The organism is Arsukibacterium perlucidum DSM 18276 (assembly GCF_000382165.1).
Taxonomy (GTDB): Bacteria; Pseudomonadota; Gammaproteobacteria; order Enterobacterales; family Alteromonadaceae; genus Alishewanella; species Alishewanella perlucidum.
The window spans coordinates 14,016-40,935 of the sequence record NZ_KB907726.1 but is presented as its reverse complement, the minus strand read 5'-3'; the positions used below and the strand labels follow the sequence as shown (position 1 = coordinate 40,935).

At 49.4% G+C, this 26,920-nt stretch carries 31 protein-coding genes; 17 read left to right on the top strand and 14 right to left on the bottom strand.

Annotation, left to right across the window (positions count from 1 at the left end; translation table 11 throughout):
• Window positions 1-170: 170 nt before the first annotated feature.
• The 6 genes from H141_RS0115875 (at window position 171) to H141_RS0115855 (ending at window position 4,782) form a co-directional block, all read left to right on the top strand.
• Window positions 171-1,481: an APC family permease gene (locus tag H141_RS0115875; RefSeq protein ID WP_019677273.1), complete on the top strand. Its 1,311-nt coding sequence runs from the start codon at window positions 171-173 to the stop codon at window positions 1,479-1,481.
• A 78-nt stretch (window positions 1,482-1,559) separates the two neighbouring features.
• The gene (locus tag H141_RS0115870; RefSeq protein ID WP_019677272.1) at window positions 1,560-2,132 is read left to right on the top strand and encodes a hypothetical protein; all 573 of its coding nucleotides are present in this window, start codon (window positions 1,560-1,562) and stop codon (window positions 2,130-2,132) included.
• Window positions 2,129-3,235: a beta-ketoacyl-ACP synthase III gene (locus tag H141_RS0115865; RefSeq protein ID WP_019677271.1), complete on the top strand. Its 1,107-nt coding sequence runs from the start codon at window positions 2,129-2,131 to the stop codon at window positions 3,233-3,235. The genes H141_RS0115870 and H141_RS0115865 overlap by 4 nt, the downstream gene beginning before the upstream one ends.
• On the top strand, window positions 3,236-3,457 hold the full coding sequence (locus H141_RS21795) for a hypothetical protein (protein ID WP_205620411.1): 222 nt from the start codon (window positions 3,236-3,238) through the stop codon (window positions 3,455-3,457).
• Entirely contained in the window at window positions 3,405-3,920 is a 516-nt protein-coding gene (locus tag H141_RS20805) for an iron-containing redox enzyme family protein (RefSeq protein ID WP_205620410.1), read from the top strand. Before H141_RS21795 ends, H141_RS20805 begins: the two co-directional genes overlap by 53 nt.
• Entirely contained in the window at window positions 3,910-4,782 is an 873-nt protein-coding gene (locus H141_RS0115855; RefSeq protein ID WP_019677270.1) for a DUF6999 family protein, read from the top strand. Before H141_RS20805 ends, H141_RS0115855 begins: the two co-directional genes overlap by 11 nt.
• Window positions 4,783-4,814: 32 nt before the next feature.
• Here the strand turns inward: H141_RS0115855 and yjjX are convergent, their stop codons facing one another.
• On the bottom strand, window positions 4,815-5,327 hold the full coding sequence (yjjX, locus tag H141_RS0115850) for an inosine/xanthosine triphosphatase (RefSeq protein WP_019677269.1): 513 nt from the start codon (window positions 5,325-5,327) through the stop codon (window positions 4,815-4,817).
• A gap of 182 nt (window positions 5,328-5,509) precedes the next feature.
• Between yjjX and H141_RS0115845 the strand changes: the two genes are divergently transcribed.
• Window positions 5,510-6,028: a hypothetical protein gene (locus H141_RS0115845; protein ID WP_205620409.1), complete on the top strand. Its 519-nt coding sequence runs from the start codon at window positions 5,510-5,512 to the stop codon at window positions 6,026-6,028.
• Between the two features lie 103 nt (window positions 6,029-6,131).
• Here the strand turns inward: H141_RS0115845 and H141_RS0115840 are convergent, their stop codons facing one another.
• Window positions 6,132-6,320: a hypothetical protein gene (locus H141_RS0115840; RefSeq protein ID WP_019677267.1), complete on the bottom strand. Its 189-nt coding sequence runs from the start codon at window positions 6,318-6,320 to the stop codon at window positions 6,132-6,134.
• A 188-nt stretch (window positions 6,321-6,508) separates the two neighbouring features.
• Here H141_RS0115840 and H141_RS0115835 point away from each other — a divergent pair, with 188 nt between their 5' ends.
• A complete protein-coding gene (locus tag H141_RS0115835; RefSeq protein ID WP_019677266.1) occupies window positions 6,509-7,522 on the top strand; it encodes a type IV toxin-antitoxin system AbiEi family antitoxin in 1,014 nt (337 codons plus the stop codon).
• On the top strand, window positions 7,506-8,366 hold the full coding sequence (locus tag H141_RS21005) for a nucleotidyl transferase AbiEii/AbiGii toxin family protein (protein ID WP_169337184.1): 861 nt from the start codon (window positions 7,506-7,508) through the stop codon (window positions 8,364-8,366). Before H141_RS0115835 ends, H141_RS21005 begins: the two co-directional genes overlap by 17 nt.
• Here the strand turns inward: H141_RS21005 and H141_RS0115825 are convergent.
• Entirely contained in the window at window positions 8,363-8,548 is a 186-nt protein-coding gene (locus H141_RS0115825) for an alternative ribosome-rescue factor A (RefSeq protein ID WP_019677264.1), read from the bottom strand. The two genes, H141_RS21005 and H141_RS0115825, sit on opposite strands and share 4 nt — an antisense overlap.
• A 119-nt stretch (window positions 8,549-8,667) precedes the next feature.
• Here H141_RS0115825 and H141_RS0115815 point away from each other — a divergent pair, with 119 nt between their 5' ends.
• Together H141_RS0115815 and H141_RS0115810 are read left to right on the top strand one after the other, a co-directional pair.
• Window positions 8,668-9,084 carry a nucleotidyltransferase substrate binding protein gene (locus H141_RS0115815; RefSeq protein WP_019677262.1) on the top strand — a complete coding sequence of 139 codons (417 nt, stop codon included), beginning with the start codon at window positions 8,668-8,670 and terminating at the stop codon, window positions 9,082-9,084.
• The gene (locus H141_RS0115810; RefSeq protein ID WP_019677261.1) at window positions 9,062-9,400 is read left to right on the top strand and encodes a nucleotidyltransferase domain-containing protein; all 339 of its coding nucleotides are present in this window, start codon (window positions 9,062-9,064) and stop codon (window positions 9,398-9,400) included. Before H141_RS0115815 ends, H141_RS0115810 begins: the two co-directional genes overlap by 23 nt.
• Here H141_RS0115810 and ilvA read toward each other — a convergent pair.
• The 4 genes from ilvA to ilvG all read right to left on the bottom strand — a co-directional run bounded on the left by ilvA (window position 9,376) and on the right by ilvG (window position 14,957).
• A complete protein-coding gene (gene ilvA, locus H141_RS0115805; protein ID WP_019677260.1) occupies window positions 9,376-10,944 on the bottom strand; it encodes a threonine ammonia-lyase, biosynthetic in 1,569 nt (522 codons plus the stop codon). The two genes, H141_RS0115810 and ilvA, sit on opposite strands and share 25 nt — an antisense overlap.
• Window positions 10,945-11,119: 175 nt before the next feature.
• Window positions 11,120-12,970: a dihydroxy-acid dehydratase gene (ilvD, locus tag H141_RS0115800; RefSeq protein ID WP_019677259.1), complete on the bottom strand. Its 1,851-nt coding sequence runs from the start codon at window positions 12,968-12,970 to the stop codon at window positions 11,120-11,122.
• Window positions 12,971-13,053: 83 nt separating this feature from the next.
• Window positions 13,054-13,308, bottom strand: a complete 255-nt coding sequence (gene ilvM / locus H141_RS0115795) for an acetolactate synthase 2 small subunit (RefSeq protein WP_019677258.1) — start codon at window positions 13,306-13,308, stop codon at window positions 13,054-13,056.
• Entirely contained in the window at window positions 13,308-14,957 is a 1,650-nt protein-coding gene (gene ilvG, locus H141_RS0115790; protein WP_019677257.1) for an acetolactate synthase 2 catalytic subunit, read from the bottom strand. Before ilvG ends, ilvM begins: the two co-directional genes overlap by 1 nt.
• Window positions 14,958-15,493: 536 nt before the next feature.
• On the opposite strand from ilvG, the gene H141_RS0115785 reads away from it, so the two are divergent.
• Window positions 15,494-15,736 carry a DUF1289 domain-containing protein gene (locus tag H141_RS0115785; RefSeq protein ID WP_019677256.1) on the top strand — a complete coding sequence of 81 codons (243 nt, stop codon included), beginning with the start codon at window positions 15,494-15,496 and terminating at the stop codon, window positions 15,734-15,736.
• A gap of 1 nt (window position 15,737) precedes the next feature.
• Here H141_RS0115785 and H141_RS0115780 read toward each other — a convergent pair whose 3' ends face one another.
• The gene (locus tag H141_RS0115780) at window positions 15,738-15,980 is read right to left on the bottom strand and encodes a GlsB/YeaQ/YmgE family stress response membrane protein (RefSeq protein ID WP_019677255.1); all 243 of its coding nucleotides are present in this window, start codon (window positions 15,978-15,980) and stop codon (window positions 15,738-15,740) included.
• A gap of 247 nt (window positions 15,981-16,227) precedes the next feature.
• On the opposite strand from H141_RS0115780, the gene H141_RS0115775 reads away from it, so the two are divergent.
• Window positions 16,228-16,710 (top strand): DUF3015 family protein, encoded by a 483-nt coding sequence (locus tag H141_RS0115775; RefSeq protein WP_019677254.1) that lies wholly within the window; start codon window positions 16,228-16,230, stop codon window positions 16,708-16,710.
• A 50-nt stretch (window positions 16,711-16,760) separates the two neighbouring features.
• On the top strand, window positions 16,761-18,623 hold the full coding sequence (locus tag H141_RS0115770; RefSeq protein WP_019677253.1) for an Lnb N-terminal periplasmic domain-containing protein: 1,863 nt from the start codon (window positions 16,761-16,763) through the stop codon (window positions 18,621-18,623).
• Between the two features lie 142 nt (window positions 18,624-18,765).
• On the opposite strand, the gene H141_RS0115765 is transcribed toward H141_RS0115770, so the two are convergent.
• The 4 genes from H141_RS0115765 to cysG form a co-directional block, all read right to left on the bottom strand.
• Window positions 18,766-19,371 (bottom strand): START domain-containing protein, encoded by a 606-nt coding sequence (locus tag H141_RS0115765; RefSeq protein ID WP_019677252.1) that lies wholly within the window; start codon window positions 19,369-19,371, stop codon window positions 18,766-18,768.
• Window positions 19,372-19,375: 4 nt separating this feature from the next.
• A complete protein-coding gene (rsuA, locus tag H141_RS0115760; RefSeq protein WP_019677251.1) occupies window positions 19,376-20,071 on the bottom strand; it encodes a 16S rRNA pseudouridine(516) synthase RsuA in 696 nt (231 codons plus the stop codon).
• 63 nt (window positions 20,072-20,134) lie between these two features.
• Entirely contained in the window at window positions 20,135-20,908 is a 774-nt protein-coding gene (gene cysQ / locus H141_RS0115755; protein ID WP_019677250.1) for a 3'(2'),5'-bisphosphate nucleotidase CysQ, read from the bottom strand.
• A 56-nt stretch (window positions 20,909-20,964) separates the two neighbouring features.
• On the bottom strand, window positions 20,965-22,386 hold the full coding sequence (gene cysG / locus H141_RS0115750; protein ID WP_019677249.1) for a siroheme synthase CysG: 1,422 nt from the start codon (window positions 22,384-22,386) through the stop codon (window positions 20,965-20,967).
• Window positions 22,387-22,718: 332 nt separating this feature from the next.
• On the opposite strand from cysG, the gene H141_RS0115745 reads away from it, so the two are divergent.
• The 3 genes from H141_RS0115745 to H141_RS0115735 are packed head-to-tail and all read left to right on the top strand — an operon-like array spanning window position 22,719 to window position 24,519.
• A complete protein-coding gene (locus H141_RS0115745; protein ID WP_019677248.1) occupies window positions 22,719-23,276 on the top strand; it encodes an RNA polymerase sigma factor in 558 nt (185 codons plus the stop codon).
• The gene (locus tag H141_RS0115740) at window positions 23,273-23,653 is read left to right on the top strand and encodes a hypothetical protein (protein ID WP_019677247.1); all 381 of its coding nucleotides are present in this window, start codon (window positions 23,273-23,275) and stop codon (window positions 23,651-23,653) included. Before H141_RS0115745 ends, H141_RS0115740 begins: the two co-directional genes overlap by 4 nt.
• The gene (locus H141_RS0115735; protein WP_019677246.1) at window positions 23,650-24,519 is read left to right on the top strand and encodes a PDZ domain-containing protein; all 870 of its coding nucleotides are present in this window, start codon (window positions 23,650-23,652) and stop codon (window positions 24,517-24,519) included. The genes H141_RS0115740 and H141_RS0115735 overlap by 4 nt, the downstream gene beginning before the upstream one ends.
• Before the next feature lie 64 nt (window positions 24,520-24,583).
• On the opposite strand, the gene ahpF is transcribed toward H141_RS0115735, so the two are convergent.
• Window positions 24,584-26,128 carry an alkyl hydroperoxide reductase subunit F gene (ahpF, locus tag H141_RS0115730; RefSeq protein WP_019677245.1) on the bottom strand — a complete coding sequence of 515 codons (1,545 nt, stop codon included), beginning with the start codon at window positions 26,126-26,128 and terminating at the stop codon, window positions 24,584-24,586.
• A 213-nt stretch (window positions 26,129-26,341) separates the two neighbouring features.
• Complete coding sequence (gene ahpC / locus H141_RS0115725) at window positions 26,342-26,908, bottom strand: alkyl hydroperoxide reductase subunit C (protein ID WP_019677244.1); 567 nt, start codon at window positions 26,906-26,908, stop codon at window positions 26,342-26,344.
• Between the last annotated feature and the right edge of the window lie 12 nt (window positions 26,909-26,920).

The window sequence follows — 26,920 nt, the reverse complement described above, 5'->3', positions numbered from 1 at the left end:
ACACATGTTAGATCTCACATTACGCTGATATTTTTCGCTGGCATCAGACCCGCCGGCCCCGTATCAATCTCACGGCAAAAACCAGCATCGTCCGTGCGTTACCGCGGACAGGGTGCATAACGCGCGGTTTCACTTTATAGTGTCGTGTTGCTAACCACGGATAACCCTTTATGTCTGAAGTGAAAATGGCTGAGCCTGCCGGCACGTTGCCCCGCCATCTGGGTTTGTTCGGCCTGTGGCTGCTGGTAGTGAACGGCTTAATTGGCGCCGGTATTTTTGGCCTGCCGGGTGGCGCGACAAAATTAGCCGGCGAATACAGCCCGCTGATCTACTTATTTTGTGCGCTGCTGATCTTACCTATTCTGCTGTGTATGGCCGAACTGGCCAGCTATTTCAGAGGCAGCGGTGGGCCGGTACGCTACGGCACGGCCGCTTTTGGGCCCTTTATTGGCTTCCAGGCCGGTTGGCTGTATTACATTGCCCGCTTAGTCTCTTTTGCCGCCAATACCGTGTTGCTGGTCGACAGTATCGGCTATTTCTGGCCGGCAGCAACCGCCGGTATCAATCGCAGCATGCTGCTGACCGCCATTATTGTCAGCCTTACCTTCATTAATGTTGTTGGCTCGGTGCGCGCCATGCGCTCGTTGGCTCTGTTAACCTTTATCAAATTTGCCGTGTTATTGCTGCTGGTGATATGCGGAATGGCTTATTTGGGTGGTCAGGTACTGCCAGCCTTTAATCCGGCAAATGTGTTTAGCAGCCCATACGATATTGGCGCCGCCACCTTATTGCTGATTTATGCCTTTGTTGGCTTTGAGTCGGTCATCGTGCCGGCCGGTGAAGCTAAAAACCCGGCACGGGATATGCCGCGGGCGCTGATCCTGGGGCTGTTGCTGGTTACCCTACTGTATATTGGTATTCAGCTGGTCAGTGTAGCCGCGGTGCCTGATATTGCTAATTCCAGCAGCCCGCTATTAGATGTCGCCGCCAGTTTATTTGGCCCGGTGGGCGCCATAATACTGATGCTCGGCGTGGTGGCATCGGTGGCGGCTAACTTACTCGGCGCGATATTCTCTACCCCCCGCGCCAGCTTCGCGCTGGCCGATGATGGCAGCCTGCCCGCCTGGTTTGGCAAGGTACACCGCCGCTTTTTAACGCCGGCTAATTCCATTGTGTTTTTTGGTGCATTAGCACTGCTGCTAACCTTATATGGCTCATTTTTATGGCTGGCGGCCGCAACCGTAGTATCGCGCATTCTGCTGTACGCTCTTACCTGCGCTGCGGTACCGGTGCTGCGCCCAAAACTGGCCAGTAATGACAGCTTTGTGCTACCACTTGGCTACAGCATACCATTGCTGGGCCTGGCCGCCTGTGGCTGGCTGGCACTGCAGGTAAGTTTATCGTCTGTACTGGCCACTGCCTTATTTGTGTTGCTGGGGACTGCATTGTATTTTCTGGCCCGCTGGCAGGCGGAAAAATAAAGGCGCCATAAAAAAATCTACAAACTGGTAACCTTAAGATATAGTAACCGGCAGTATTACCAGAGCAACAGGAGTGCGGTGTTGCAAACCAGTCAGCTATTAATTCAGCTTATGTTGTATGTGTTTTTACCATTGTGGGGAATCGCTGGCTTTGTTGACTGGTGCTGCCACCGCGCTACCCGGATTGAGTACACTTCAGGTTTGCGTGAATCACTTATTCACTCGTTAATGGGTATTCAGATGGCAGTGCCGATTTTGCTCTGCCTGCTGTTTCAGGTGAATGTACTGATTATGCTGATTTGCATTGTTGCCTGGCTGGCGCATGAGGCTGTGGCTCACTATGACGTGCACTATGCTGCACCGAAACGCCATATCAGCGTGTGGGAAATGCATGCCCATAATTATCTGGCCACCTTACCTTTGTATATGCTGCTGTTGATTATCGTGATTAACTACCCGGTATTTATTAAGCTGATTAGCTTGAACTGGCAGGGCGAGTTCTATCTGCAGCGCATGCCGTATGCTCATGGCGGCGATACCTATTTACCGTATTACCTGAGCTTTATGGCGGTGGTTTGCGTGCTGCCTTACCTGGAAGAAAACCTGCGCTGTTTATTTACCGCCTTAAAACACCCGCAGGTAAAATTATGAGCGTGTTTATTACCAGCAGTGGCCACTTTTTACCGGGGCCACCGATCAGCAATGCTGAAATGGAGCCATTGTTAGGCTTAGTACACGGCAAACCCAGCCGTTTAAAACGGCGCATTTTACAGTCGAATGGTATTCATACCCGCCATTACGCTATCGATGCTAACCACAACACCACTATTTCCAATGCTGGCATGGCAGCGGGGGCCGCCGAACACTGTTTAAAAGACAGCTTTCTGGGTAAGCGGCAGATTAAAATGCTAAGCGCCGCCACCAGCCAGGGCGATATTGTGCTTCCAGGCTTTGGTTCCATGCTGCAGGCTGAGCTTGGCCTGAGCGATATTGAACTGCACAGCAGCCACGGTATTTGCTCCAGCAGCATGATGGCGTTAAAAGCCGCCTTTACTAATCTGTTAGCCGGCGAGCAACCCAATGCGTTGGTGGTGGCCAGCGAGCTAACCTCGCGCCTGTTTAAAGCCAGTCGCTATGAGGCTGCCGGCAGTGCGCTTGATTTTAATGCGGAATTTTTGCGCTGGATGTTATCTGACGGCGCCGGTGCACTGCTGCTGGAAGCCCAGCCGCGCGGCCGCTGTTTCCGGATTGACTGGCTGCGCAGCTTTTCTCATACCGACGCCTACCCGGTGTGCATGAGCGTCGGCTACCCGGGCGACAACCCGCAAAACCGCAGCTGGCAGGATTATGCCACCTATGCCGAAGCTGAAGCCGCCGGTGCCCTGCTTATTCGCCAGGATGTGCGGCTACTGGAAAACATCGTTAAACTGGGGGTTGATGGCTATTTGCGGTTAATCAGCGAAGGCCGGGTGCAGCCTGCCAAAGTCGACCATGTACTCTGTCATTATTCGTCGCATTATTTTCGCGGCAAAATTTTCGACATGATGCAGCGCGCCGGCGTGGGGATCGCCGAACACAAGTGGTACAGCAATCTGTATAGCCGCGGCAATACCGGCTGTGCCTCAATTTTTATTATGCTGGACGAATTCCGGCGCAGCCAACACTATCAAAACGGTGACACCATTTTATGCATGGTGCCAGAAAGTGGCCGCTTTAATAATGCCTATATGCAACTGACTGTAGTGGAGGCCTGAATGACAGAACAAGTATTAAGCCCGCAGGGCCAGCAGTGTTTACAGGCGCTGATGCGAGTTTGGTTTGAATTTGAGCGCCAGCTTGGCCGGGTGCCTTTGCTGCAGCGGTTAGAGCGGGGCCAGTTCAGTAAGGCGGATTATTCAGTTACTGCTGAACTGGCGCCAGCAGGTGATAGAAGGCTCACGCTGGATCAGCCGCTGCGCCTCGAGTTTCGACCGTGACTACAGCGACGTGCGCTCGGTCATTATCGGCCACGCCCGGGAAGAGCACCGCGACTACGAAATGCTGGAACAAGACTATGTTGCCGCCGGTGGCAGCCTGGCCGATATTCAACATGCAGCACGTAATATTGGTACTGAAGCACTGCACGGCTTTTTAATGTACCGGGCCAGCCAGAGCAACCCGGTGGATTTAGTTGGCGCGATGTGGATTATTGAGGGGTTAGGCCAGAAAATGGCCAGTGACTGGGCGGCGCAAATAGACAAAACCACCGGTGGTGATGGCAGCTACAGCCGTTTTATGCGCTACCACGGTGCCAATGATGATGACCATCTGCAAAAGCTGTATCAGTTACTGGACCGGCTGTGCCAGAGCCCAAGCCAACTTGATGCTATAGTGCGCACCGCCCGGGTAACCGCCAGGCTGTATTGCCTGCAACTGGAAGAGGTGGATAATGAGTACTAGCAAAAAAACGCAGCCCAGCGCCTACCTTAAAGCCATTGCCAACGATAACTCGCTGCCGATCGAACAAGCGGCGCTTAATTTATGGTTAAAAGACCTGCAGAACCCGCTGCGCTGGGGCGTACGGCCACTGCTACAGTTTATTTTCGCCATTTTGCTGCACCTGATCTGGTTTTTTAAACGGCTACCGTTACCGCAGTTCAGCGCCCATAACGCTTTACAGAAACTGATCTGCTGGTTTTGCCGCCATTTTGTCAGCCGTGAGGCCAACTTACTGATCCTGCGTCATTATGCTACCGAATCTAATATTTTAAATTTTCTGGCCGCCAATAGCCCCAACAGTGATTACCAACCGGTGCAACTGTATCCCAAATGCATTGCTGATATGCAGCAGGCCAGCTTTGTTGAGCATGATCAGGAGCTGTTCCGGTTATTTGGCGAACTGGGCAGCTGGCACCATCCGGCGCAGCCACTAAAAGCAAGTGAACTGAACTGGCAGCACTGGCAAAGTATTAAAATGGACGAGTTTCAGCTACCTGAAAAACGCTCCCAGTGGCTGGATTTTGAAAGCGCCCATGCCCTGTTTATGTGTTTATTCTGTTTGCTGCTGACCCGCGAACAATACCGTGATGCCATTAACGGTTTTAATCTCGATCAATCGATTGCTATCCGGATTGGTGATTTAGTCGGTGACAGCAGTCTGCGTGAAATGGCCTATAACAAGTACCCGCATTATTTAGTAGGGCAGTGGAATTTAGGCCAGCGTTTTTTAATGCACGGCTTTTTTACCGAGCAGCTATATGCTTACCTGGAAAAACGCAGATTAAGCAACCCGCAACCGGCGGCAAGCTCTGATAGCAGCTAAACATCATACTTCCATCCAGCTCCCGCGGCACATCAAAACCGCTCCGGGTTTAAAAACGGGATCAGCGCCAGAGTCAGCGCTTGCTGATACACGCTGGCCCGGCTTAACTGGTTATGGGTTAATAAACCAATAGCACCACCCGCTTGCTTGATATTGGTGGTGCCGAACAGCTGGTCCATGGCATCGCCCAGCTGCTGGCCTTCAGCCAGTAGCTGCAACGCCGCTGGCGGCAACATCAGGCTGGCCGAACGGGCTTTGCCCAGCTTGCCGCTATGCTCAATCAGCATCCAGGCAAAGGTCATATCGTTATCCAGGCCCGCTTCTATCGCTACATAATAATCAGCTTGGGTTTGCTGTTTCAGTGCCTGTAAGCGGTTCTGCGCCCCGAGCAGGGTTTCAGCACTGCTTAGCGGTTGCTCTGCCACCCCGGAGGGCACCGCAATGCCAATGACAGTTAAAGTTTGCTCAGGAAAGTTAGTATGAAAACACTGACTAACAGCATTAATTTTGGCCGGGTTAGCTGAAGCAACAGCAATGGTCCACATGATAAAAACACATATTGGTTAAGGTAGCCGTTATGTAGCATGGCAGGGCGGCTAACTCAACTTATAGTCAACACGCTTAGTTAGCAAGCGCTTAAGCAGGTCTTGCAATTTATCACTATTGGCATTAATACTTGATTGAGCACGGAAACACGTAACAAACTAAACTATAGATGAGCTAATGTTTGAAGGGACCTGCAATGCTTGAAAGGACGTATACAGAGCATCAAAGTTTTCGCTTTACCTGGAGTTATTGGCTTTGTCTGGCTCTAACCCTGCTTTTTTTCTATGTCTGCTTCCAACAAATTATATTGCAACAGCCTTTTGGTCATAACCCGGCACCAAACAGTATATTGGTTTTATGCTGCCTGCTAATGTTGAGCTTATGCGCTTTACTACACTGCTCAAGTTTACAATTACAGTTAGATAAGCAGGGCTTAGCTGTTCGATTTGTGCCATTTATTAACAACTGGCGCAAGCATGCATGGCAAGAAATCAAAGATATCCGGGTTGTCAGCTACAACCCGATAGGCGATTACGGAGGTTGGGGTATTCGCGGCGCAAAAAATCGTCGGTGCTATAACATTTCAGGCAAGCAGGGTCTTGAAGTACTATTACAAGATGGCAAACATATACTGATCGGCACTCAGCAAAAGGAGCAGCTCAGCCTTTGGCTTGCAGCGACTAAAACACTAAGGGCGTAATCTTTTGAATTACGCCCTTTTCGGTTGTAGGAATCTTTACCTTTATGCCTTGATCAAGCTCGGCTAAAGCGTTAGCAGACCAGAGTACTTTCATTTAGCGCGTTTACTCAGCCAAACCATATTTTTGGCGAATTTCCTGCACAGTTTGTAGCTTACCCTGTTCGCTGTCGCGTAAACCATTCTCTATCGCCTGACGCACGTATATCTGCTCCATCAGGTCGTCCCAGGTAGCATTAGCAGGGAGTTGATCTATCAGTTTATGCGCGTCATCTTTTTTAAGCGGGCTTGGCATAGGAATATCTCCGTTAACTCAGTAATTGTTAGCCGGATACAGGTGAAAAGCAATAAGGGCGTGATTTGTTCATTAAACGATTTCGTTCATTACGAATGAACAATATAAAATATTGAACACATTACTTGCCAACTTGTTCACTTTAATCTAGTGTTCATTATTAATGTACATAGAGAAAAAATGAACGCATGGACAATTTACTTCTTCAGGCAGCTGAGGTTTTAGCCAAAAATACCCAACTGAACGTTATAACACGGCAGGGAAAAGCTGAGGTTGATGGCTGGCTAACTATTGTCTGTGCTGAGCAGAGATATGAATGGGTAGTAGAGACAAAAAGCCGGTTAACCCGCCCGATACTCGCTAAGCTCATGTTTCAGGACCAAGTATTGGGGAATGGTAAAAGCTTAATAGTGGCACCTTACATCAACGATAACCTTGCCGGGTTTTGCAGAGAAAAGCAGGTCAACTTTATCGACCTTGCGGGAAATGCCTACCTATGTCGCCCGCCATTGTTTATTGACATACGCGGTCAGAAACCTCTGCCAGAACATCAAAGCCAACTTACCCGCCAATTAACGGGTAAAGCATTTCAGCCAAAAGGGATGAAACTGGTGATGATGTTGCTGCTAAAGCCTGAGCTGGTTACTCAACCGATGCGGGTTATGGCAGAAGAAGCAGAGATTGCGCTGGGCACCGTTAAACAGGTGCTGGATGATCTTAAACAACACAGCTTTATCTTAAATAAAGGCAGAACAACCTTAGCAGAACCAGATTTACTGCTAACACGCTGGCTTGACGCCTACCCTCATAATTTGGCAGCGAAACTCAAGCAAACTTTGTATGTTGCAGATGATTTAACCGCCATCAGGAAAGCTGATTTAACACAATACGGCGCACTATGGGGTGGCGAAGTAGCAGCCGATGCTTATACCCATTACCTGCAGCCTAAAACACTCTTTATCTACGCCGAGCAACATACTCAGAAAACCTTGTTAAAAACCTTCAGGTTGCGCCGACTACGTGCAGGTGAGAGCGAGGAGCATGCGATCAACATGGTAGAGCCACCCGTTGCCATATCAAAAATTAAGGGAACAAAGCCCGGAATGACCGCTCCACTATTAGTTTATGCTGAATTATTGATTAGCAACGATCCGCGTAATTTGGAAACAGCAAAAAGGTTATATCGTGACTACCTCACTTAATGTGACAAACAAACTGCCTGCCGGAATTGTTGAAGTCTATAACCGATTACACTGCATCGCAGTAAAGCTGGATATACCTGTGCTAATTGTTGGGGCTACTGCAAGGGACATCATTCTTGTGCACGGATATGGCGCTGCTATTGAGCGCGGTACCCGGGATGTAGACTTCGGCCTAGAAGTAGAAAGTTGGGCGCATTATCAGGCGCTGCGGGAAGCTCTTATACAGACTGGTTTTACTGTGCACCCGCACAAAACTCATCAGCTTAACACTCAAGACGGTGACGGCATGCCTTGGGAAATTGATCTTATCCCTTTTGGCAGTGTTAGTGACAGCACCGGTCAGATCACATGGCCGCCTGAACATGATTTTGCCATGACTGTACTGGGATTTGCGGAGGTCTATACTAATGCGTGGAACGTCACCCTGTCGGATAATCCCCAACTTTGCGTAAAGGTCGCTTCACCCGCCGGTATTTTATTACTCAAACTCATTGCGTGGACTGAACGGGGACGGGAGCTCCAGGGTAAAGATGCTACTGATATCTATTATGTGATCCGGCACTATGCCAGGATCCCTCATGTTGTCCACTCACTGCATGACGATGGTTATATGGAAGCGCAGGGCTATGACGACATAAAAGCCTGTACGATGAAGTTAGCTGATGAGGTGCTAGCTATGGCTCATCCTTTAACACTTAAGCACTTACATGCGCAATTGTTAGATGATGGATCGACACTCGACAGGCTTGCGGCTGATATAGCAAAATACTCACGCGCAGGATATGAAGAGGCTGAGGCATTAGTGGATATCATTAGGAAGAGACTATATCAAGATAAAAATTAGTGTTGCACAACAGAAACACTAAGGGCGTAATCTTTTGAATTACGCCCTTTGCGGTTGTAGGACCCTTTGCCTTTTTTCGCCTTTACCACCCTGGTTTGAAACACCTTGCTGGTGACTAAGGCCTTAATCGCATTATCGCGGATTTCGCCGCGGCCATGCTCGGTTGCCGCTGGTTTACTCATCTGTCTTCTCCTGTTTAAAAAACGCGCAAAGTTTAACTTCATGCCGCAAAAAATACCAGCGGTTGTTGTTGCTGCGCTTCCACTCTACAATAAGCCCAGCACCATCATCAGGATACTGCATGAATACCGATATTCGCTGGCAACAACGGCTGGCAAACTTCACTAAAGCACTGGCTGAACTGAGTGAGGCTATCACGCTGACACAGCAGCGGCCGCTTACTAAGCTGGAGCAACAGGGTTTAATTCAGGCTTTTGAGTACAATTACGAATTGGCGTGGAACTGCATTAAAGATTTTTATCAGTTTCAGGGTGAAACCGATATTCAGGGTTCGCGCGATGCTATCAGGTTGGCCTTTAGCCGTGGTTTAATCAGCGATGGTGAGCTGTGGATGAATATGATTAAAAGCCGGGCATTAACCTCCCATACTTATAATCAGGATACGGCAAATGCGGTGGCCGATGATGTATTGAAGCGATACTATCCTGCCTTTATCGAACTACATCAGGTGTTAAATGAACAGCACAATGCCGGCTGACGTTTACGGGCTCAGTCAGAAGGCATTGCAACAAATTAAGCAGTGTCTGGCATCGTTTTCAACCATTGAACAAGCCTTATTGTATGGATCACGGGCTCTTGGTACTTTTCGCCCCGGTTCCGATATTGATATGGTTATTGTTGGCCAGCAGTTTAGCCACCAAAATCTGTTGCAGCTACTGACAGCGCTGGATGATTTGTTACTGCCTTACAGCTTCGATATCAGCCGGATGCAAGACATCGAAAACAAAGATTTACTGGCGCATATAGCACGGGTTGGTAAAGTCATTTATCAACCCGCCGTTAAAAACGTCTGATAACTGCGATTATTGCTGACTTGTTGATACTGATAACCCAGTTTATCTAAATGGCCGGCGATATCACTGTGCTGCGCCACTTCAAAGCCGGCCAGTACATCGCCGGTGGCGGCACCGTGGTTGCGGTAGTGAAACAAGGTAATATTCCAGTGTTCGCCGAGGGTATTGAGAAAATTCATTAACGCACCCGGGTATTCCGGAAAATTAAACTGATACACCTGCTCGGTTAACTGGCGTGGTGGCATGCCGCCGACCATATGCCGCACATGCAGCTTGGCCAGTTCGTCATCGGACAAATCCTGATAGTCATAACCAGCCTCGCTTAGTAGCTTGGTTACCGTGTCCAGCTCCTGCTGGCCGTGACGCAGTTTAATACCAACAAAAATATGAGCTTTGTTATCGCTGGCATAACGATAATTAAATTCAGTAATGGCGCGGCCTCCCAGGGTTTGGCAAAAGCGGCGGAAACTGCCCTTTTCTTCCGGGATAGTTACCGCAAATACCGCTTCTTTTTTCTCGCCCAACTCACAACGCTCTGATACATAGCGCAGCGTATCAAAGTTTAAATTGGCACCGCTTAATACTGCCGCAAACTGCTGTGGTTTGCTTAAGGTGCTGTTTTGCAGCTGCTGGCTGTATTTTTTTAAACCAGCCAGCGCCAGCGCACCGGCAGGTTCGGCTACTGCCCGCAAGTCGTCAAAAATATCTTTTATGGCGGCGCAAATTTCATCGCTGGTTACCGTTACTACTTCATCGCAAAAGCGTTTCGCCAGGTTAAAATTCTCAGTGCCAATCCGTTTCACTGCCACGCCATCAGCAAACAACCCCACCCGTTCTAAAGTCACCGGCGTTCCTGCGTTCATGGCCGCTTTTAAGCAGGCGGCATCTTCCGGCTCTACCCCTATTACCCGCACATTGGGCTGAATGGCTTTGATATACACCGCCATCCCAGCCAGAATGCCGCCGCCACCGACCGGAATAAACACCGCATTTAACTGGTTATGCTGGCTTAGCAGTTCTTTGCCGATTGTGCCCTGGCCGGCGATCACATCGCTATCATCAAACGGCGGGATATAAATCGCGCCTTCGGTATTTGCCAGTTTAATGGCATAGCTGTTGGCTTCATCAAAGGCAGTGCCGTGCAATAACACATTGCCACCCAGAGCCCTTACGGCGGCAATTTTTATTTCCGGGGTGGTGATGGGCATAACGATGGTAGCTTTTAGTTGCAGCTTACTGGCCGATAGCGCCACGCCCTGGGCGTGGTTGCCGGCCGAAGCACAGACCACGCTGGCATCAGGGCTTTGCAGTTTTACTTTGTGCAGCTTATGAAATGCACCACGTAGTTTAAATGAGTAAACCGGCTGTTTGTCTTCTCGCTTTAGCAACACATTGTGGCCCAGCCGTTGGCTTAATTTTGGCATCGCATCCAAAGGCGTTTCTACCGCGGCCTGATAAACCGGCGACAGCAGAATTTCACGCAGATACTGCTGCATTACATCGCTATCTGTCTGCTCTGGTTGGACTGTTGCCAGGTTGTTCATTGTTGCTCCACTGCTATATTTTTTTGCCTGTGCCAGCCGACACTGTTAAGTTTCAAGCGAAGACAGGTAACAGCTAAGCGGGGCGTCTCCAGCAAGGATGCTGGAGAGGAGTTTACATGGACGTATTTACAACGTCCCCGCTTGTTGTTACCTGTCGTAGCCTGCAGCTCAGGTTTTAATCTTCCAGTTTACTTAAATCTCTTACCGCACCTTTATCTGCGCTACTGGCAAGTAAGGCATAGGCTTTTAATGCAGTACTGACCACCCGTTGCCGGTTCTCCGGCTTCCAGCCCAGCTTACCTTTGGTATCCATTTCGGCATGGCGTTTTGCCAGCTCTTCATCACTGATGGCTATGCCAATTTTACGCTGCGGAATATCAATTTCTATTTTGTCGCCTTCCTGCACCAGCGCAATAGCACCGCCACTGGCCGCTTCCGGTGATACATGGCCTATCGATAAGCCCGAAGTACCGCCTGAAAAGCGGCCGTCGGTGATCAAGGCGCAGGCTTTACCTAAGCCCATCGATTTCAAGTAACTGGTCGGGTACAGCATTTCCTGCATACCCGGGCCGCCTTTCGGGCCCTCATAGCGAATAATCACCGCATCGCCAGCCACTACCTTGCCTTTTAATATCGCATCTACTGCATCATCCTGGCTTTCAAATACCCGGGCGCGGCCGGTAAATACCAGATTTTCCGGCTCTACCCCGGCGGTTTTCACAATACAGCCCTGCGGTGCCAGGTTACCAAACAGCACTGCTAAGCCGCCGTCTTGCGAATAGGCATGCTCTTTACTGCGAATACAGCCTTCTACCCGGTCATCGTCGACGCCAGGGTAACGGCAGCTTTGCGAAAACGCCTGGGTGGTGCGAATACCAGCCGGGCCGGCTGCATAAAATTGTTGCACCTCAGCGGAGGGGTTAGCTTTCAAATCCCATTTTTCCAACACCGCGCCCAGTGAACTACCGGCAACATGCGGCGTATCAGGATTTAACAAACCCGCGCGATTCAGCTCGGCTAAAATACCGATAACGCCGCCGGCGCGATGCACATCTTCCATATGGTATTTCTGAGTTGACGGCGCCACTTTGCATAAATGCGGCACAATCCGCGATAAGCGGTCAATGTCGGCCATAGTAAAATCGACTTCAGCTTCAATAGCAGCGGCCAGTAAATGCAGCACCGTATTGGTGGAACCGCCCATCGCAATATCCAGCATCATAGCGTTTTCAAAGGCGGTTTTATTGCCGATACTTCGCGGTAAGGCACTGGCATCGTCTTCCTTGTACCAACGATTACACAGCTCCATAATCCTGAAACCAGCCTGCACAAACAACTCTTTGCGATCAGCATGGGTGGCCAGCAAAGAGCCGTTGCCAGGCTGGCCTAACCCTAAAGCTTCCACTAAACAGTTCATCGAATTGGCGGTAAACATCCCCGAGCAACTGCCACAAGTCGGGCAGGCACTGCGTTCTATTTGCTCACTGTCGCTGTCAGAAACATTAGGATCGGCTGCCGACACCATGGCATCGACTAAATCCAGCTTGATAATTTGATCCGACAGTTTGGTTTTACCTGCTTCCATTGGCCCACCGGAAATAAAAATCGCCGGCACATTTAAGCGCATCGCTGCCATTAACATGCCCGGGGTAATTTTGTCGCAGTTGGAAATACAGACCATCGCATCAGCGCAGTGCGCGTTGATCATATATTCTACCGAGTCGGCAATCAGCTCGCGTGACGGCAGGCTGTACAGCATGCCACCATGACCCATGGCGATCCCATCATCTACCGCTATGGTATTGAATTCTTTGGCGATACCGCCGGCTTCTTCAATACTTTTTGCCACCAGCTTGCCCAAATCACGCAGATGAACGTGGCCTGGCACAAACTCACAAAACGAGTTCACGACCGCAATAATGGGTTTTCCAAAATCGGTATCTTTAACTCCTGTGGCTCGCCACAGCGCGCGGGCGCCGGCCATATTACGACCTTCGGTAACAGTGGCGGATCTTAACTTTGGCATTGTGGTACTCCGTTATTCAAAAATAGGTTTTCAATCAAAATAGTTAATCAGCATAGCTAACCAGCGCCGCTAACTGTAAATGCTTATGCGCGCAGCGCGGCAATATCAGCACTAGCCAGCTGTAAATCACGTACGTCATACAATTTATGCAACTGACTGGTCAGTAAATGGATAGGTTTGTCACTGCTGACCGTTAAGGTGATCGACAGTCCTGCTTTCTCTGCCATTGGGGTAAGCTCCAGCCCGGCCAGCTGATAGCCACGATAGCGGGTTACCTGCAATAAACGTTCAACTACGCTGGCTTCATTATTGGCAGTGATATTCAGGGTATGGTTCATCAGTTAGTCTCCATGATCATATCTTCATTAGCGGCACCCGGCGGTACTAATGGCCAGACGTTATCTTTTTCATCAATTCTTACATGCAGTAAATAAGGGCCGGGCCAGGTAAACATGGCCTCCAGTGCACTTTCTACTTCGTCTTTGCGGGTAACACTGTGGCCAGGGATGGCAAAGGCGGCTGCCAACGCCACAAAATCCGGGTTGTCGGATAAATCAGTTTCACTGTAGCGCTCGTTAAAAAACAGCTGCTGCCACTGCTTCACCATGCCCAGCCGTTGATTATCGATAATGACGATTTTTACCGGCAGTCGGAAACGCTTTATAGTGCCCAGCTCCTGCACGTTCATCATAAAAGAGCCATCGCCTGACACCGCGATGACCGTGTCCTGCGGCCGGGCCAGTTTGGCGCCTATCGCCGCCGGCAAGCCAAAGCCCATGGTGCCCAGCCCGCCGCTGGATAAATGGTTGCGCGGATGGCTGAAGCGCATATGCTGCGCTACCCACATCTGGTGCTGGCCGACGTCGCAGCACACCACACTGTTATCGGGCATCCGCTCGCTTAACTGCTTTAACATCAGTGGCGCATAAATCCGCTCGCCCGGATGGTCATAACGCCAGCCGTGTTGCTGTTTTAAGCTGCTGCAATGGGCTAGCCAGTCGCTGCAGTCAGTAGTGCTGGCGATGGCTGGCAAAATTTGCCGCATATCACCTAAAAACGAGACCTCGGCAAAGCGCACTTTATTAATTTCAGCCGGGTCGATATCGACATGAATCACCTTAGCGTTAGGCGCAAACTTTTTCAGATTGCCGGTTACCCGGTCATCAAAGCGGGCGCCTAAACAAATTAATAAATCGCACTGCTGCACCGCAAGATTGGCAGCCTGGGTACCGTGCATACCCAGCATGCCTAAGTAATTAGGGTTATCTTTGGCCACCGAACCCATACCCTTTAAGGTGGTAACAGAGGGCATCTGGCACTGGGCTAAAAAATCCTGCAGCTGTGGCATAGCGCCGGCCATATGCACCCCACCGCCAATATAGGCCATCGGTTTTTTGGCATTAGCAATTAACTGACGGGCCTGGGCGCTTTGCGCCAGTGAAGTATTCAGAGCGCGGCTTTGTGGCTCTGCTGCAACGTCCAGCTTGCCCGCCACGGCCAATTGCACATCTTTCGGGATATCAACCAGCACCGGGCCAGGCCGGCCAGAGCGGGCAATTGCAAAAGCTTGGTTTAAGGTCGCGGCCAGTTCATCGGCGCTGCGCACCATAAAGCTGTGTTTGGTAACACTTAAACTTAAACCCAGCACATCGATTTCCTGAAAGGCATCGGTGCCCATCACCGCCTGCGACACCTGGCCGGTAATGGCTACCAGCGGCACAGAATCCAGCATAGCATCGGCCAGCGAGGTAATTAAATTAGTGGCTCCCGGGCCGGATGTTGCCAGGCACACCCCCACCTTGCCGGAGCTGCGGGCATAACCAATCGCCGAAAACGCGCCGCCCTGTTCATGCCGGCACAGGTAATGCTTGACCGGGCTTTGGTAGATCGCATCGTAAATGGGCATAATAGCGCCGCCGGGATAACCAAAAATGGTATCCACCCCCTGCTGCTGCAACACCTTTAATACCAACTCTGCGCCATTCATCCTAAACCTCTTGCTGCTAATTAATTTTCACATGCCCTGAAACGACAAAACCCCCGGTCCTTGCGGAGCGGGGGTTTTGTTGGATTTCGCCTTAAGCTACTTTATTTTTCCAAAACACCGCCCCCGCGGAGATTAATAATCACCACGACCACGAGGACAATAATGTTCAGAACAGCAGCTAAACGCATAATTTGATTCTTACTTATTTACTTGGTTGAATTCGTTTTTATATTTTAGCTCTGTTTTACAGAGCAATTGCCTACTACAAATAGCCGTCTATCAGTCTGAAGTCAACCAATTTTTGTGATCTATTAAAAAATAATCAGTTGCGGCTGTGTAGGCTTTAAACCAGTTTGCCCACGACAACACGCCGTGAATACATCCCTGTAGGCTCGTTTCCGCCCGTCCAGGGCTTCAACGGTTGTCTTAGGGCAAACTGGTTTACGCTTGATTATTAATATGCAGTCCCAGTTATTTGCACCGAGAGCCTGCCACAACGTACACTTAGCTTATTCATCAGCCTGCGCGGTAGCCTTGTGGATCAGCTAGAGCTATTCGACATACCTAACCCCTGCATAGGGGTCTGTGAGAGTAACAACCGGGGCTATTGCCTGGGCTGTCTGCGCTCGCGCGACGAACGCTTTAACTGGCACCAGAAACCCGCGGCAGAGCGCAGCCATATTCTTAAACTGCTGGTGCAACGCCGGGCCAGGCTGAATGCCAAAGTGAAAAAAGAACAGGACTTGCCAGAGCAAGGGGAATCTTTGGATTTATTCTGAATTAACTTCTTTTAATTAAACCAACCAGATAAATCAGCACTACCGCACCCACCGTCGCCATAACCAGTGAGCCAATAAAACCACCTGCCGACAACCCAAGCAACGTGAATAAAAAACCGCCTAAAAAGGCACCGACAATGCCAACAACAATATTGCCTAACAAGCCAAAGCCTTTACCTTTCATAATATTGCCGGCTATCCAGCCAGCGAGTGCGCCGATGATTAAAAAAGCGATAAAGTTCATAGTAATCCCTTCACAATAATATGCTGATTGAGCACCTGCTGAGCATAGTGCAAAACGTTAACGTAAAAAAGCTTAAATATGTTGGTGCTCACTGATTTGACTCCATTTAACCGTCAAAATACTCGTCTGTTTACACAAAAAATATTTTTTTAAAAGGCTGGATTTACGAATTCGGAAACTGTATAAACTACGCGCCTCGATTAGGCGAGGTGTTTAATTTATATAATAATAAACCAAAGGAATTGAAATGAAATATAGCGCTATCGCAGCACTTACTATGTCTCTGGCTTTATGTGCATCTGCTTACGCGGATAAAGCTCCAGGTTCAGGCCCTAATCCATTTTCGGATTGTGGTATTGGTGCAGCTTTATTTCCAGAACATAAAGTTTTGGCAGTAACTTCAAATATTATCTGGGATATCGGCACCACTGCGGTAACTTCTGCTACTGCCAGCCCTGAAACCTGCTCAGGAAAAAATGTTGACGCTGCAGCGTTTATCTTAAATTCATACGACAGCCTGATCGAAGAAACGGCCCGTGGAGAAGGTGAACATTTATCAGCATTAATGAATATCCTTGAAGTAACTCCTGAGCAACATGCCAAAGTCATTGGCAGCCTGCGCACTGAAATGAGTCTGCATATTGCTGATGATTCATACCTTGCTGCTGACAAGCTCGAAAAATCCCAGCATTATTACACCACTGTGATCAGTGCTGTAACTTCTGTTTAATGTTGCATCAGAATAGGAAGCTCGCTTCCTATTCTGGCTTGAGTCTCCCAATGAATCTATCGCTTATTCTTTGCAGCTTTTTGCTGCTTATTCCTTTTGCTCAGGCGAGCAACAGAGCCGTGTCGCCTGAACTACAAAGCATTGCGTTATCATCTACCTGGCAAAAATTGCTGGTTTATGGCGATAACGGTAAAAGTTACATTCAATCAGACAATTTCTTTTTCTCAGAACATGGCGCTACGGATCCTCTGGCAGAATTACTAGCGACACTTTCCGCCTTCGCTGCACCCGTTGATCCTAGTAATCCAGACACACATGCCCAGTGTAAATTTCCTGCTCGATATCAATGGTTAAGACAACAGATCGCTATTAATAACTTTGGCATTGAAGAGCTAAAATGCCCGGAATTCAACCAGTTCAATCAGCAGCAAAATGTCAGTTCAATTAGTGTGATTTTTGCCACAGGGTTTTTAGCAAATCCGGCATCATACTATGGTCACCTGCTGCTTAAACTTAATACCGAACATGTTCAAAAAAAGCACAGTGATCTACAAGATACCGCCATTAACTTTGGTGCAGATGTCCCGTCAGATGAGAATATGGCACTTTATGTTATTAAAGGCATAATCGGTCAATATGATGCATCATTTACCCAACAAAAGTATTTTTACCATGCGGGCAATTACAGAGAATCTGAACTGCGTGATTTATGGGAATACGAACTGACTTTAGAGCAACAAGATATCAACCTTGTAATTGGACATATCTGGGAGCTGCTTGATGCTGATTACAGATATTACTTCTTTAACCGAAACTGTGCCTTCCACATGGCTGAGTTACTGCAATTAGTATTGACGGCCAAACTTGCTGAAAGTAAGCGGTTATGGATGACGCCGCAATCGATAATGCAAAATCTATCAGCTGTTGAATACAACGGACAGCCGCTGGTCAAAACTATTACGTATCACCCTTCCAGACAAAGCAGGTTGTATCAACGATTCTCATTTCTGAATAAACAACAAAAAGAGGCCCTGCATAGCATAGTGAGTAAACCCGGGGAGCTTGCAGAGGTTGATTTGGCAGCGTTTGAAATTACAGAACAACATGAAATAGTCGATACCCTGATTGATTATTTTCAGTTCTTACGTAAAGAAAGTGCTAGTGTCAGTGACGTAAACAACACCTACTACAAACAGGCAGTTTTATTACGTTATCAACTGCCTCCAGGCCCAGCTGTAGTCAATTTTGATTCAGCTTCTCAACCCCACCTGGGCAGAAAGCCCAGTTATACCTCAGTGCAAATTGTCCATAACTCTGGTCTCGAGTCTTATGGTCAAATTCAACTTCGTCCTGCCTACTATGATGCACTTGATGCTACAGAAGGACATGTCAGATTTTCCGCTCTCAGCATGGGCGAGGTGATGCTTGGTTTTTCCGATAGTAGGTTATTTCTAAAAGATTTATCACTGTTAAAGATAGAAAGCATCAGATCAAACCTGACAGGTCTTCCTGGCGATCGTAATTACTCATGGTACCTTGACGTTGGTGCAGCTCAACGCCAAACAGGCTGTGTTACCTGCGAGGCAATTAAAGTTAATGCAGGATTTGGTTATGGCTTTGAAGCAGCATCAGAGCTTAATGTTACTGGTTTTATCGGAGCAGGTTATTTGGGCGAAACGCTTGACAGCATGCATAGCTATTTAGCCACCAAGCTAATTGCAACCTGGTACGTAACGCAGCACCTGTCTTCGAGGCTAGAGTTTGAGCAGCGGTTTTATCATGATGGCCGCACAGACTTATTAGCAAAAGTTAATAGTCGTTATGCCCTTGCTAAAGATTTGGATTTTCGTATCGCAGTAGCCAAGGATAACACTGCAACAGAATTTAGCTTAGGCCTTGGCTGGTATTGGTGAATAGTGATAAATCTAATTACCAATACTACTAATCAGCTACTAGCTACTGGATTATTTACATTTTAATGATTTCTGGCGGCTTCTCGCTACCAGCCAGCAAGCAACTCCCCGCTGGCTGATGCAAAGTAAAGGTGCAACTGGCTCAGAGCTGATAGTCCGGCAACACTTGCCGCAACTGGGTAAAAGTGCTCAATAATGATTTTAACGCGACTTTATCACCAATAAAGCGCGGTAGTTTGCCAGCTGGGTCGGCCTGGCCCTGATATTGCAAATGCGTTTTACCGTCTGCCAACGGAGTTAACGTCCACACACCTGTTACCTGTTGCATCCGGACATAGCCCTTAACAGGTGGGATAGTCTCGCCCATATCAGTGATCTGCAGGGTCAATACGCCGTCGCCATCCTGCGACCAGACAGATTGGGTTACCATATCACGCTTCGATACCGGCCAGATGGCGCTGAAATAAGTATGAACTATATGAGTATTGGCGTCAGGCTGAGCCAGCAGTTCAGCTTTCTCAGTATTCGCCGCCCATGCTGCGATATTGGCCGTGTCTTCCAGCAAGCGCAAAAAAGCCGCAGCAGTTGCCCTGACTTCAGTTTGTGCCCTGATCTCAAGTAGTTGAGCCTCGTTATGGCGATACTCTACTTTGGTTGCGCCATTGGTTTTGTGCACACGCCAGTTATCTGGCTGCGCTGCAACAACAGCGCTGAATAATAAAACGCAAAAAAGCAGTAGCGCCCGCATGCCACTATCCTATAAGTAACGCCAGTTCGGCAGTGGTCAGCGGACGATACCCGCCTTCGGCTAAATCGGCAGGCAGTTGCAGGCCGCCGATTTTTTCCCGGTGCAGTTGCTCTACTTTGTTGCCAATTGCCGCAAACATCCGCTTTACCTGATGATAACGGCCTTCATGAATGGTCAGCAGGGCTTCGCACTCGCCAACAATTTCCAGCTCGGCCGGTAACGTTGGGTCTTTTTCGCCGCGTAGCATTACGCCCTCAGCAAACTGGCTGGCGGCATCGTCGCTGATAGGGTCGGCAGTCCATACCCGGTAGGTTTTAGCAATATGATGTTTGGGTGAACTGATCCGGTGCGACCACTGACCATCATCGGTTAGCAACAATAAACCGGTGGTGTCTAAATCAAGCCGGCCAACCGTGTGCAGGCGTTCAACTAAGGGCTCATCCAATAAACTGAATACTATCGGGTGATCCGGGTCATCATTGGCGCATAAATAACCCGCCGGTTTATGCAGCATAAGGTAGCGCAGGCCAATTATCGCCAGCGGCTTGCCATCAAAAACAACGTTATCGTCGCTGCTTACCTGACGCGCAGCCTGTTTAACAATTTCGCCGTTAATCGTTACCAGTTTCTGGCGGATAACTTTGCCAGCCTGGCTTCGGGTAAGGCCGGTACAATCACAAATAAATTTATCTAAACGCATAACACTAGCCACCTGTAAAATAAGGTGACTAGTGTAGCTAAAATCCAGAGTAGAGTCGCGGTTTTAGTCGCGCAGTGCCGATACCATAAAATTCGGGTTCAGCAGCTGCTCGCGCTGATAAACCTTACTGCTGATACCGTCGAAGCTGACGGTGGCGCCGGCTTCAGTCGCCACAATATGGCCGGCGCCGGTGTCCCAGGCCATGGTCGGGCCAAAGCGCGGGTATACATCTGCCGTGCCATCAGCCACTAAACAAAACTTTAATGAACTGCCAACCGCTACCATTTCATGCTCGCTAAACTGGGCCAGATAACCGGCTAAATCCGGGCTGGGGTGGCTGCGACTGCCCACTACTTTTACCAATTGCCGGTGGCTGGCCTGATTTGCCTGGATCGACCTGACAGCACCGTCTTGCTTTAAAAAAGCACCGTTACCCTTAGCCGCGTAATAGGTTTTGGCCAGCACCGGTGCATGTACCACCCCCAGAACTGGCTCGCCCTGATCAATCAACGCGATATTAACGGTGAATTCGCCGTTGCGTTTAATAAACTCTTTGGTGCCATCTAACGGGTCAACTAACCAGTAACGTTGCCAGTTTTGGCGGATATCCCAGCTGATATCGGCCGCTTCTTCAGACAAAATCGGTAAATCCGGCGTTAGTTTTGCCAGTTCAGCGACAATAAGCCGGTGTGCTGCCATATCAGCTGCGGTCAGCGGTGAGTCGTCGCTCTTGGCACTGATCTTAAAATCAGCCTGGTCACGGCCGTAAATGGCTAAAATGGCCTCACCGGCCTGTTCGGCAATCTTAATAATCGCCGGCAGTAAAGTTACTGTCATATCATCGTCCTTGCAGGATACTGTTGAAATAAGGTTTGCAGGCAAGCTTACCAGAATTAGCCTAACCGGGTTAGTGGCTGGGCAAAGACCGCGCTGTTTGGCCTGGCGCCAAACCAATGCAGCTGACGTTGCAAACTGACGACTTCACCAATAATCAGCAGCGCCGGCGATTGCACCTGCTCACTACTGACCCGTTCAGCCAGCTCACTTAGCTCTGTGGTAATAATCCGCTGCTGCAGTCGGGTACCGTTTTCAATAATGGCGACCGGCGTCTTTGCTGCCCGGCCCGCTGCCAGCAGTTGCTGCTGAATATGGGCCGCTTTCATCAGCCCCATATAAATCACCACCGTCTGGTTAGGGGTGCTCATGCTGCGCCAGTCGGGTTCGCTGCCATCTGCGCGACAATGGCCGGTAACAAACTGCACACTTTGCGCGTGATCGCGATGAGTTAGCGGAATACCAGCATAAGCAGCACAGCCGGCAGCAGCAGTCACACCCGGCACCACCTGAAAGGCGATGTCATGGGTCAGCAGTGCCTGAATTTCTTCTGCACCACGGCCAAAAATAAACGGGTCGCCGCCTTTTAAACGGCAGATTTTTTTGCCGGCCAGCGCTAAGTCGATCAATATCTGGTTGGTGTCCTGCTGGGCAACCGAGTGCGCGCCGGCTTTTTTGCCGACACAAATCAACTCAGCATCGCGCCGGACCAGCTGCATAATCTCGGGCGATACCAGATAGTCGTATACCACCACATCTGCTTGTTGCATTAATTGTAACGCTTTTAAAGTTAGCAGTTCCGGGTCGCCCGGCCCGGCGCCTACCACATACACTTCGCCAGCCAGTTGTTGCGGCTCAGCCAGCAGCGCTGCCAGCCTTTGCTCGGCTTGCGGCAATTGGTTGGCCTGGACATCACGCACTACATCAGAATTGAACACCTTTTCCCAGAACTGGCGGCGGGCGGCAAAACCTTTAATTTTAGCTTTTACCTGATCCCGGAAACGGCCCACCAGCTGCGCCAATGGCCCTAAGTGCTGGGGTAGTATGGTTTCCAGTTTTTCGCGCAAGCGCCGGGCCAGTACCGGGGCGGTACCAAAGCTGGATATAGCAATAATAATCGGGTTGCGGTCGATAATGGACGGAAAAATAAAGCCACATTTTGGCTGATCATCTACCGTATTAACCAGCATATTGCGTGCAGTTGCCGCGTCATACACCGCGCCGTTGACGCTGTCGTTATCAGTGGCTGCAATTACCAGCAACTTGCCGTCTAATAATTCAGGGCTGAAATAGCCGTGAATGAGCTCGGCTTTACCTTGCTGTTGCCAGTTAGTAAATTCCGGTGCAAATTCAGGCGATACCACATATAACTTAGCGCCCGCACTTAAAAGGGTGCCGGCTTTACGCAGCGCCACTGAGCCGCCGCCGACAATCAGCACCGGTTTACCAGTTAGTTTTACGAATAAAGGAAGATATTGCACAGCGGCTCCGCAAGCTGAAACAGTCAGCTTAATTTAACACCTAGCATAGCGCCGGCCGGGTCTTTCGCAAAATAGCTTATCGCGCTCATATATAACTAAACGGAATTAACATGCTGCCATCTATACCCTTTGCCCAGTTCCGATAGTTATGACAGCGGGTTAATTCAATTACATACTGCAGCTATGGTATCCGCCAGGCATCAGATAACTTTGTGTGACGCAGCCGCCCGAACAAGCTTTACATTAAACCTCGTCACCTAGAAAATGCCGCTGCTCATGTCACACTTTGTAATGTCAAAGCGTCTTATAGTAAAACAACACAAGGATACCCGGTGTCAGCACACGGATTTGGCAGACCTATAGCGCCTGAGATTATCAAAGCAGCCCAGCGCGGCCAGCCAGAAGCCTTAAAGCGCTTTTACAGTCACTTCGCTGATGCGGTACTCCGTTTATGTAGTGGCATGCTGGGTTCTGCCGAAGATGGCCGTGACCTGACTCAGGATATTTTCATTAAGGCATTTGCTTGCCTGTCAGATATTAAGCAGCCGTTAGCAGTAGGCGGCTGGTTAAAGCAACTTAGCGTCAGGTTAGCGCTGGATACGCTGCGGCAAAGTAACCGGCAACAGCTGCTTAGTGATGACGAGAGCGAGAACATTAGTGATCAAAGCTGGAATAGCGCCATAGATTCGCTAACCCGACTGGATGATATTGAACGCATTATGGCGGTACTGTCTGAACAGCAGCGGGTAATGGTTTGGTTGTATGCGGTAGAGGGCTACAGCCACCAGCAACTGGCCGAATTACTGCAACTATCTGAGCAAAATATCCGCCAGCAATACCGGCGGGCATTAATTAAACTAGCAACTCAACTTGAGCAGGGCAAACCATGAGTAAGCAACAACAATTCAGTGAGCTGCTGGGTCAGCGCTTAACTGCCGCTCATCAGGAAACTGCCGACGACTTAATCTGGCAGCAGCTACAGCAACGTCTCAATCAAAAAAGACGCAAAGTTGCACTCTGGTTAAGCAGTGCTGCCAGCCTGGCATTTATTGGTATCTTAAGTGGCATCCTTTATACCGGCCACACTGAACCAACCCAAATAGCACTTAACAACCCGGAGGCGAGCACAATCAACAGTTATCAACTGGAACAACTGGACGCGGCAATTCAGCACTCAATTATTCGCAACGATCACGAGCAAGTGCAACGTTTGATAGCGCAGCGCCAGCAATTGAATAAACCTCAGCCACGGACATATACCTTATGAAAGCAACAAAACTGGCCCGGCTTGGCACCATCATGACGGCACTCTGGCTTACTGGCGCCAATGCGCAACAGCCCGCCCCCTCGCAGGACATTATTGAAGCAGTTCAGGCAGCGATAATGGCGTCGGGCAATTCAGCAGAAGACGGGCCACTGGTAATTGAAGAGCCTACCCGCAATTACTACCATTTTGGCGCGGTAATGGACCGGAAACATAAGATATTGGCGGTAACACCGGGTTCAGACGCAGAAAGAGCCGGGGTAAAAGAGGGTGACAAAGTGTTACAAATTAATAATGCCGCGCTTGACTCAACCACCCTTGAGGATGTACTGGCATTGTTAAATGATTTTGAAGAGGGTAAACCGTTTAACGTTTGGGTTAACCGCGCAGGTAAGGCAATCAATTTACAAAGCACAGTAACCCGCCGTACTATTCCGGCCTGGCGTTTAGTGATTAACCCTGTACAAAGTGCAGATGGCCCACAATCAGCGCAAACTGGCGGTTGTGGCTTTATTTCAGTATTTTATAATCCGCCCAGGAGCAAAGAGTTGTTCCCCACCGCTATTCGCGCAGCCGGAGACGTTGATTTTAGGATTGAGCGCTCCCGTCGCACCGATGTGGTAAAGGTCGACACCGGATCACAGGATATTGAACTCGCCGAGCAAATCTATTTGCCCAGGGTCAGATGGAGTCGGTCAGACCTTTGGGAGCGTAAAAAACAACTTACTCAGGTGTTAACGTTAAATGTTGAACCGAATAAGGTATATCATCTTGCCAGCCGTTATATTGAAAACCCTGATGAAAGAACCGATCCGGCGCAATATTGGCAGCCTGTAGTCTGGAAGGTGACCGACCGCCAGTGCGAATAAAAAAAGCGGTAACCGAAGTTACCGCCAAAGAGGGATGAGAGAGGTATCCCGTTAAATCGTTAACTTAGTGCCGGATCAGATAATCAAATGCTCCCAGCGAAGCATTCGCACCGGCACCCATGGCAATGATTATTTGCTTATAGGGCACAGTGGTGGCATCACCGGCGGCAAATACGCCCGGTACTGAGGTCTGGCCGCGCTCGTCGACAATAATTTCACCGCGTGGCGATAACTCCAGTGCGCCGCGCAACCATTCAGTGTTTGGCACCAAACCAATCTGAACAAAAATACCCGCAAGTTCAATATGGTGCGCCTCACCGGTTTTGCGGTCGGTATAATTAATGCCATTGACCCGGTTACCATCACCGGTAACCTCGGTACTTTGCGCTTCGGTAATAATGGTAATGTTGCCCATTGAATTGGCTTTTTTCACCAGGACCGCATCGGCCCGCAGCGTGGCAGCAAATTCCAGCACTGTAACATGCTCAACAATACCGGCTAAGTCGATAGCAGCCTCAATACCCGAGTTACCACCACCAATCACCGCCACTTTTTTACCTTTAAATAACGGGCCATCACAATGTGGGCAGTACGCCACACCTTTGCCACGGTATTCCTGCTCACCCGGCACGTTCATTTCTCTCCAGCGCGCACCTGGCGCCAGAACAAGGGTTTTACTCTTTAACACCGCGCCATTAGCCAGTTCCAGCTCCACCTTGTCAGCACGACTTAACTTCACCGCCCGCTGGTTGTTCATAATATCGACATCATATTCCCGGACATGGGCTTCTAAGGCGTTAACCAGCTTCGGGCCTTCGGTGTATTTAACCGAAATAAAGTTTTCGATACCGACGGTATCAGCCACCTGGCCACCAAAACGCTCGGCTAAAATACCGGTATTCAGGCCTTTACGGGCGGCATACACGGCAGCAGAAGCACCGGCCGGGCCGCCGCCTACTACTAACACATCAAATTCGGCTTTGCTTTTCAGCGCCTCCGCCTGGCGTTTCTCGGCGTTAACATCGATTTTCTGGATAATTTTCTCCAGGGTAATCGCCCCTTGCGAGAACAGCTCACCATTTAAAAATACTGACGGCACCGCCATGACATTACGTTTACTGACTTCGTCCTGGAACATGGCGCCATCGATCATCACGTTGGTAATGTTCGGGTTAGTCGCTGCCATAATATTCAGCGCCTGCACCACTTCCGGGCAGGTTTGGCAGCTTAATGAAATATAGGTTTCAAAAGCGAATTTGCCTGGTAACTGGCGAATTTGTTCTATGGTATCGGCTTCGACTTTGATTGGGTGACCACCGGAGTGCAGCAGCGCCAGCACTAATGAGGTGAACTCGTGGCCAAGTGGCACCCCGGCAAAAGTAATATGGGTGTCTTTAGCTACCGACCGCACCAGCATCGCCGGTTTACGGTCCATAGCGGCATCGTCGCGACGCAACGACACGAAATCTGATAAACCGGCAATATCATTAGCCAGTTGTTCTACTTCAGCAGCTTTGGCGCTATCGTCTAAAGATACCACCAGCTCAACCTCGGTTTTCAGGTTCTGCAAATAAGTTTTAAGTGTTTGCTTCAGGTTAGTATCTAACATAAAAACTCCAAAAAATTCAGACGATAAAAAAATCAGCGTAACAAAGCCTCAGCCCAAATTTACGGGCTGTAAGCATAGTATCCGGGATAGTCCGGGCAGGCGTTGCCTGCCCGGGTACCAAACCGTAGTCTGGCAGAGGGAAGCTGAGCTACAGCTTCTTCAGAAGGGCTGTAGTCAGGTCCCGCTGCAGTAAACTGCAGGTTGCTGCACTGCTTAGATTTTACCAACCAGGTCCAGTGAAGGCGCTAATGTCGCTTCACCCGGAGTCCATTTCGCCGGACATACTTCACCGTCGTGGTTAGCAACATACTGGGCAGCTTGTACTTTACGGAACAGCTCAGCAGCAGAGCGGCCGATACCTAAGTCGTGAATTTCAGCAACTTTGATTTCGCCTTCCGGGTTGATAACAAAAGTACCGCGCAGCGCCAGGCCATCTTCTTCAATCATTACGCCAAAGTTACGGGTAATGGCACCGGTCGGGTCGCCGATCATTGGGTAAGTGATTTTTTTGATGGTTTCAGACGCATCGTGCCACGCTTTGTGAGTGAAGTGAGTGTCAGTAGATACTGAGTATACTTCAACACCGATTTCCTGGAACTTAGCATAAAAATCAGCCAGGTCGCCTAATTCTGTCGGGCAAACGAAAGTGAAGTCAGCCGGGTAAAAACACACTACAGCCCATTTGCCCAGGATGTCCTGCTCAGTTACCGGAACAAATTTGCCCTGATGAAATGCAGTGGCTTTGAATGGCTTAATTTTAGTATTGATAATTGAAGACATAGTCTTGCTCCT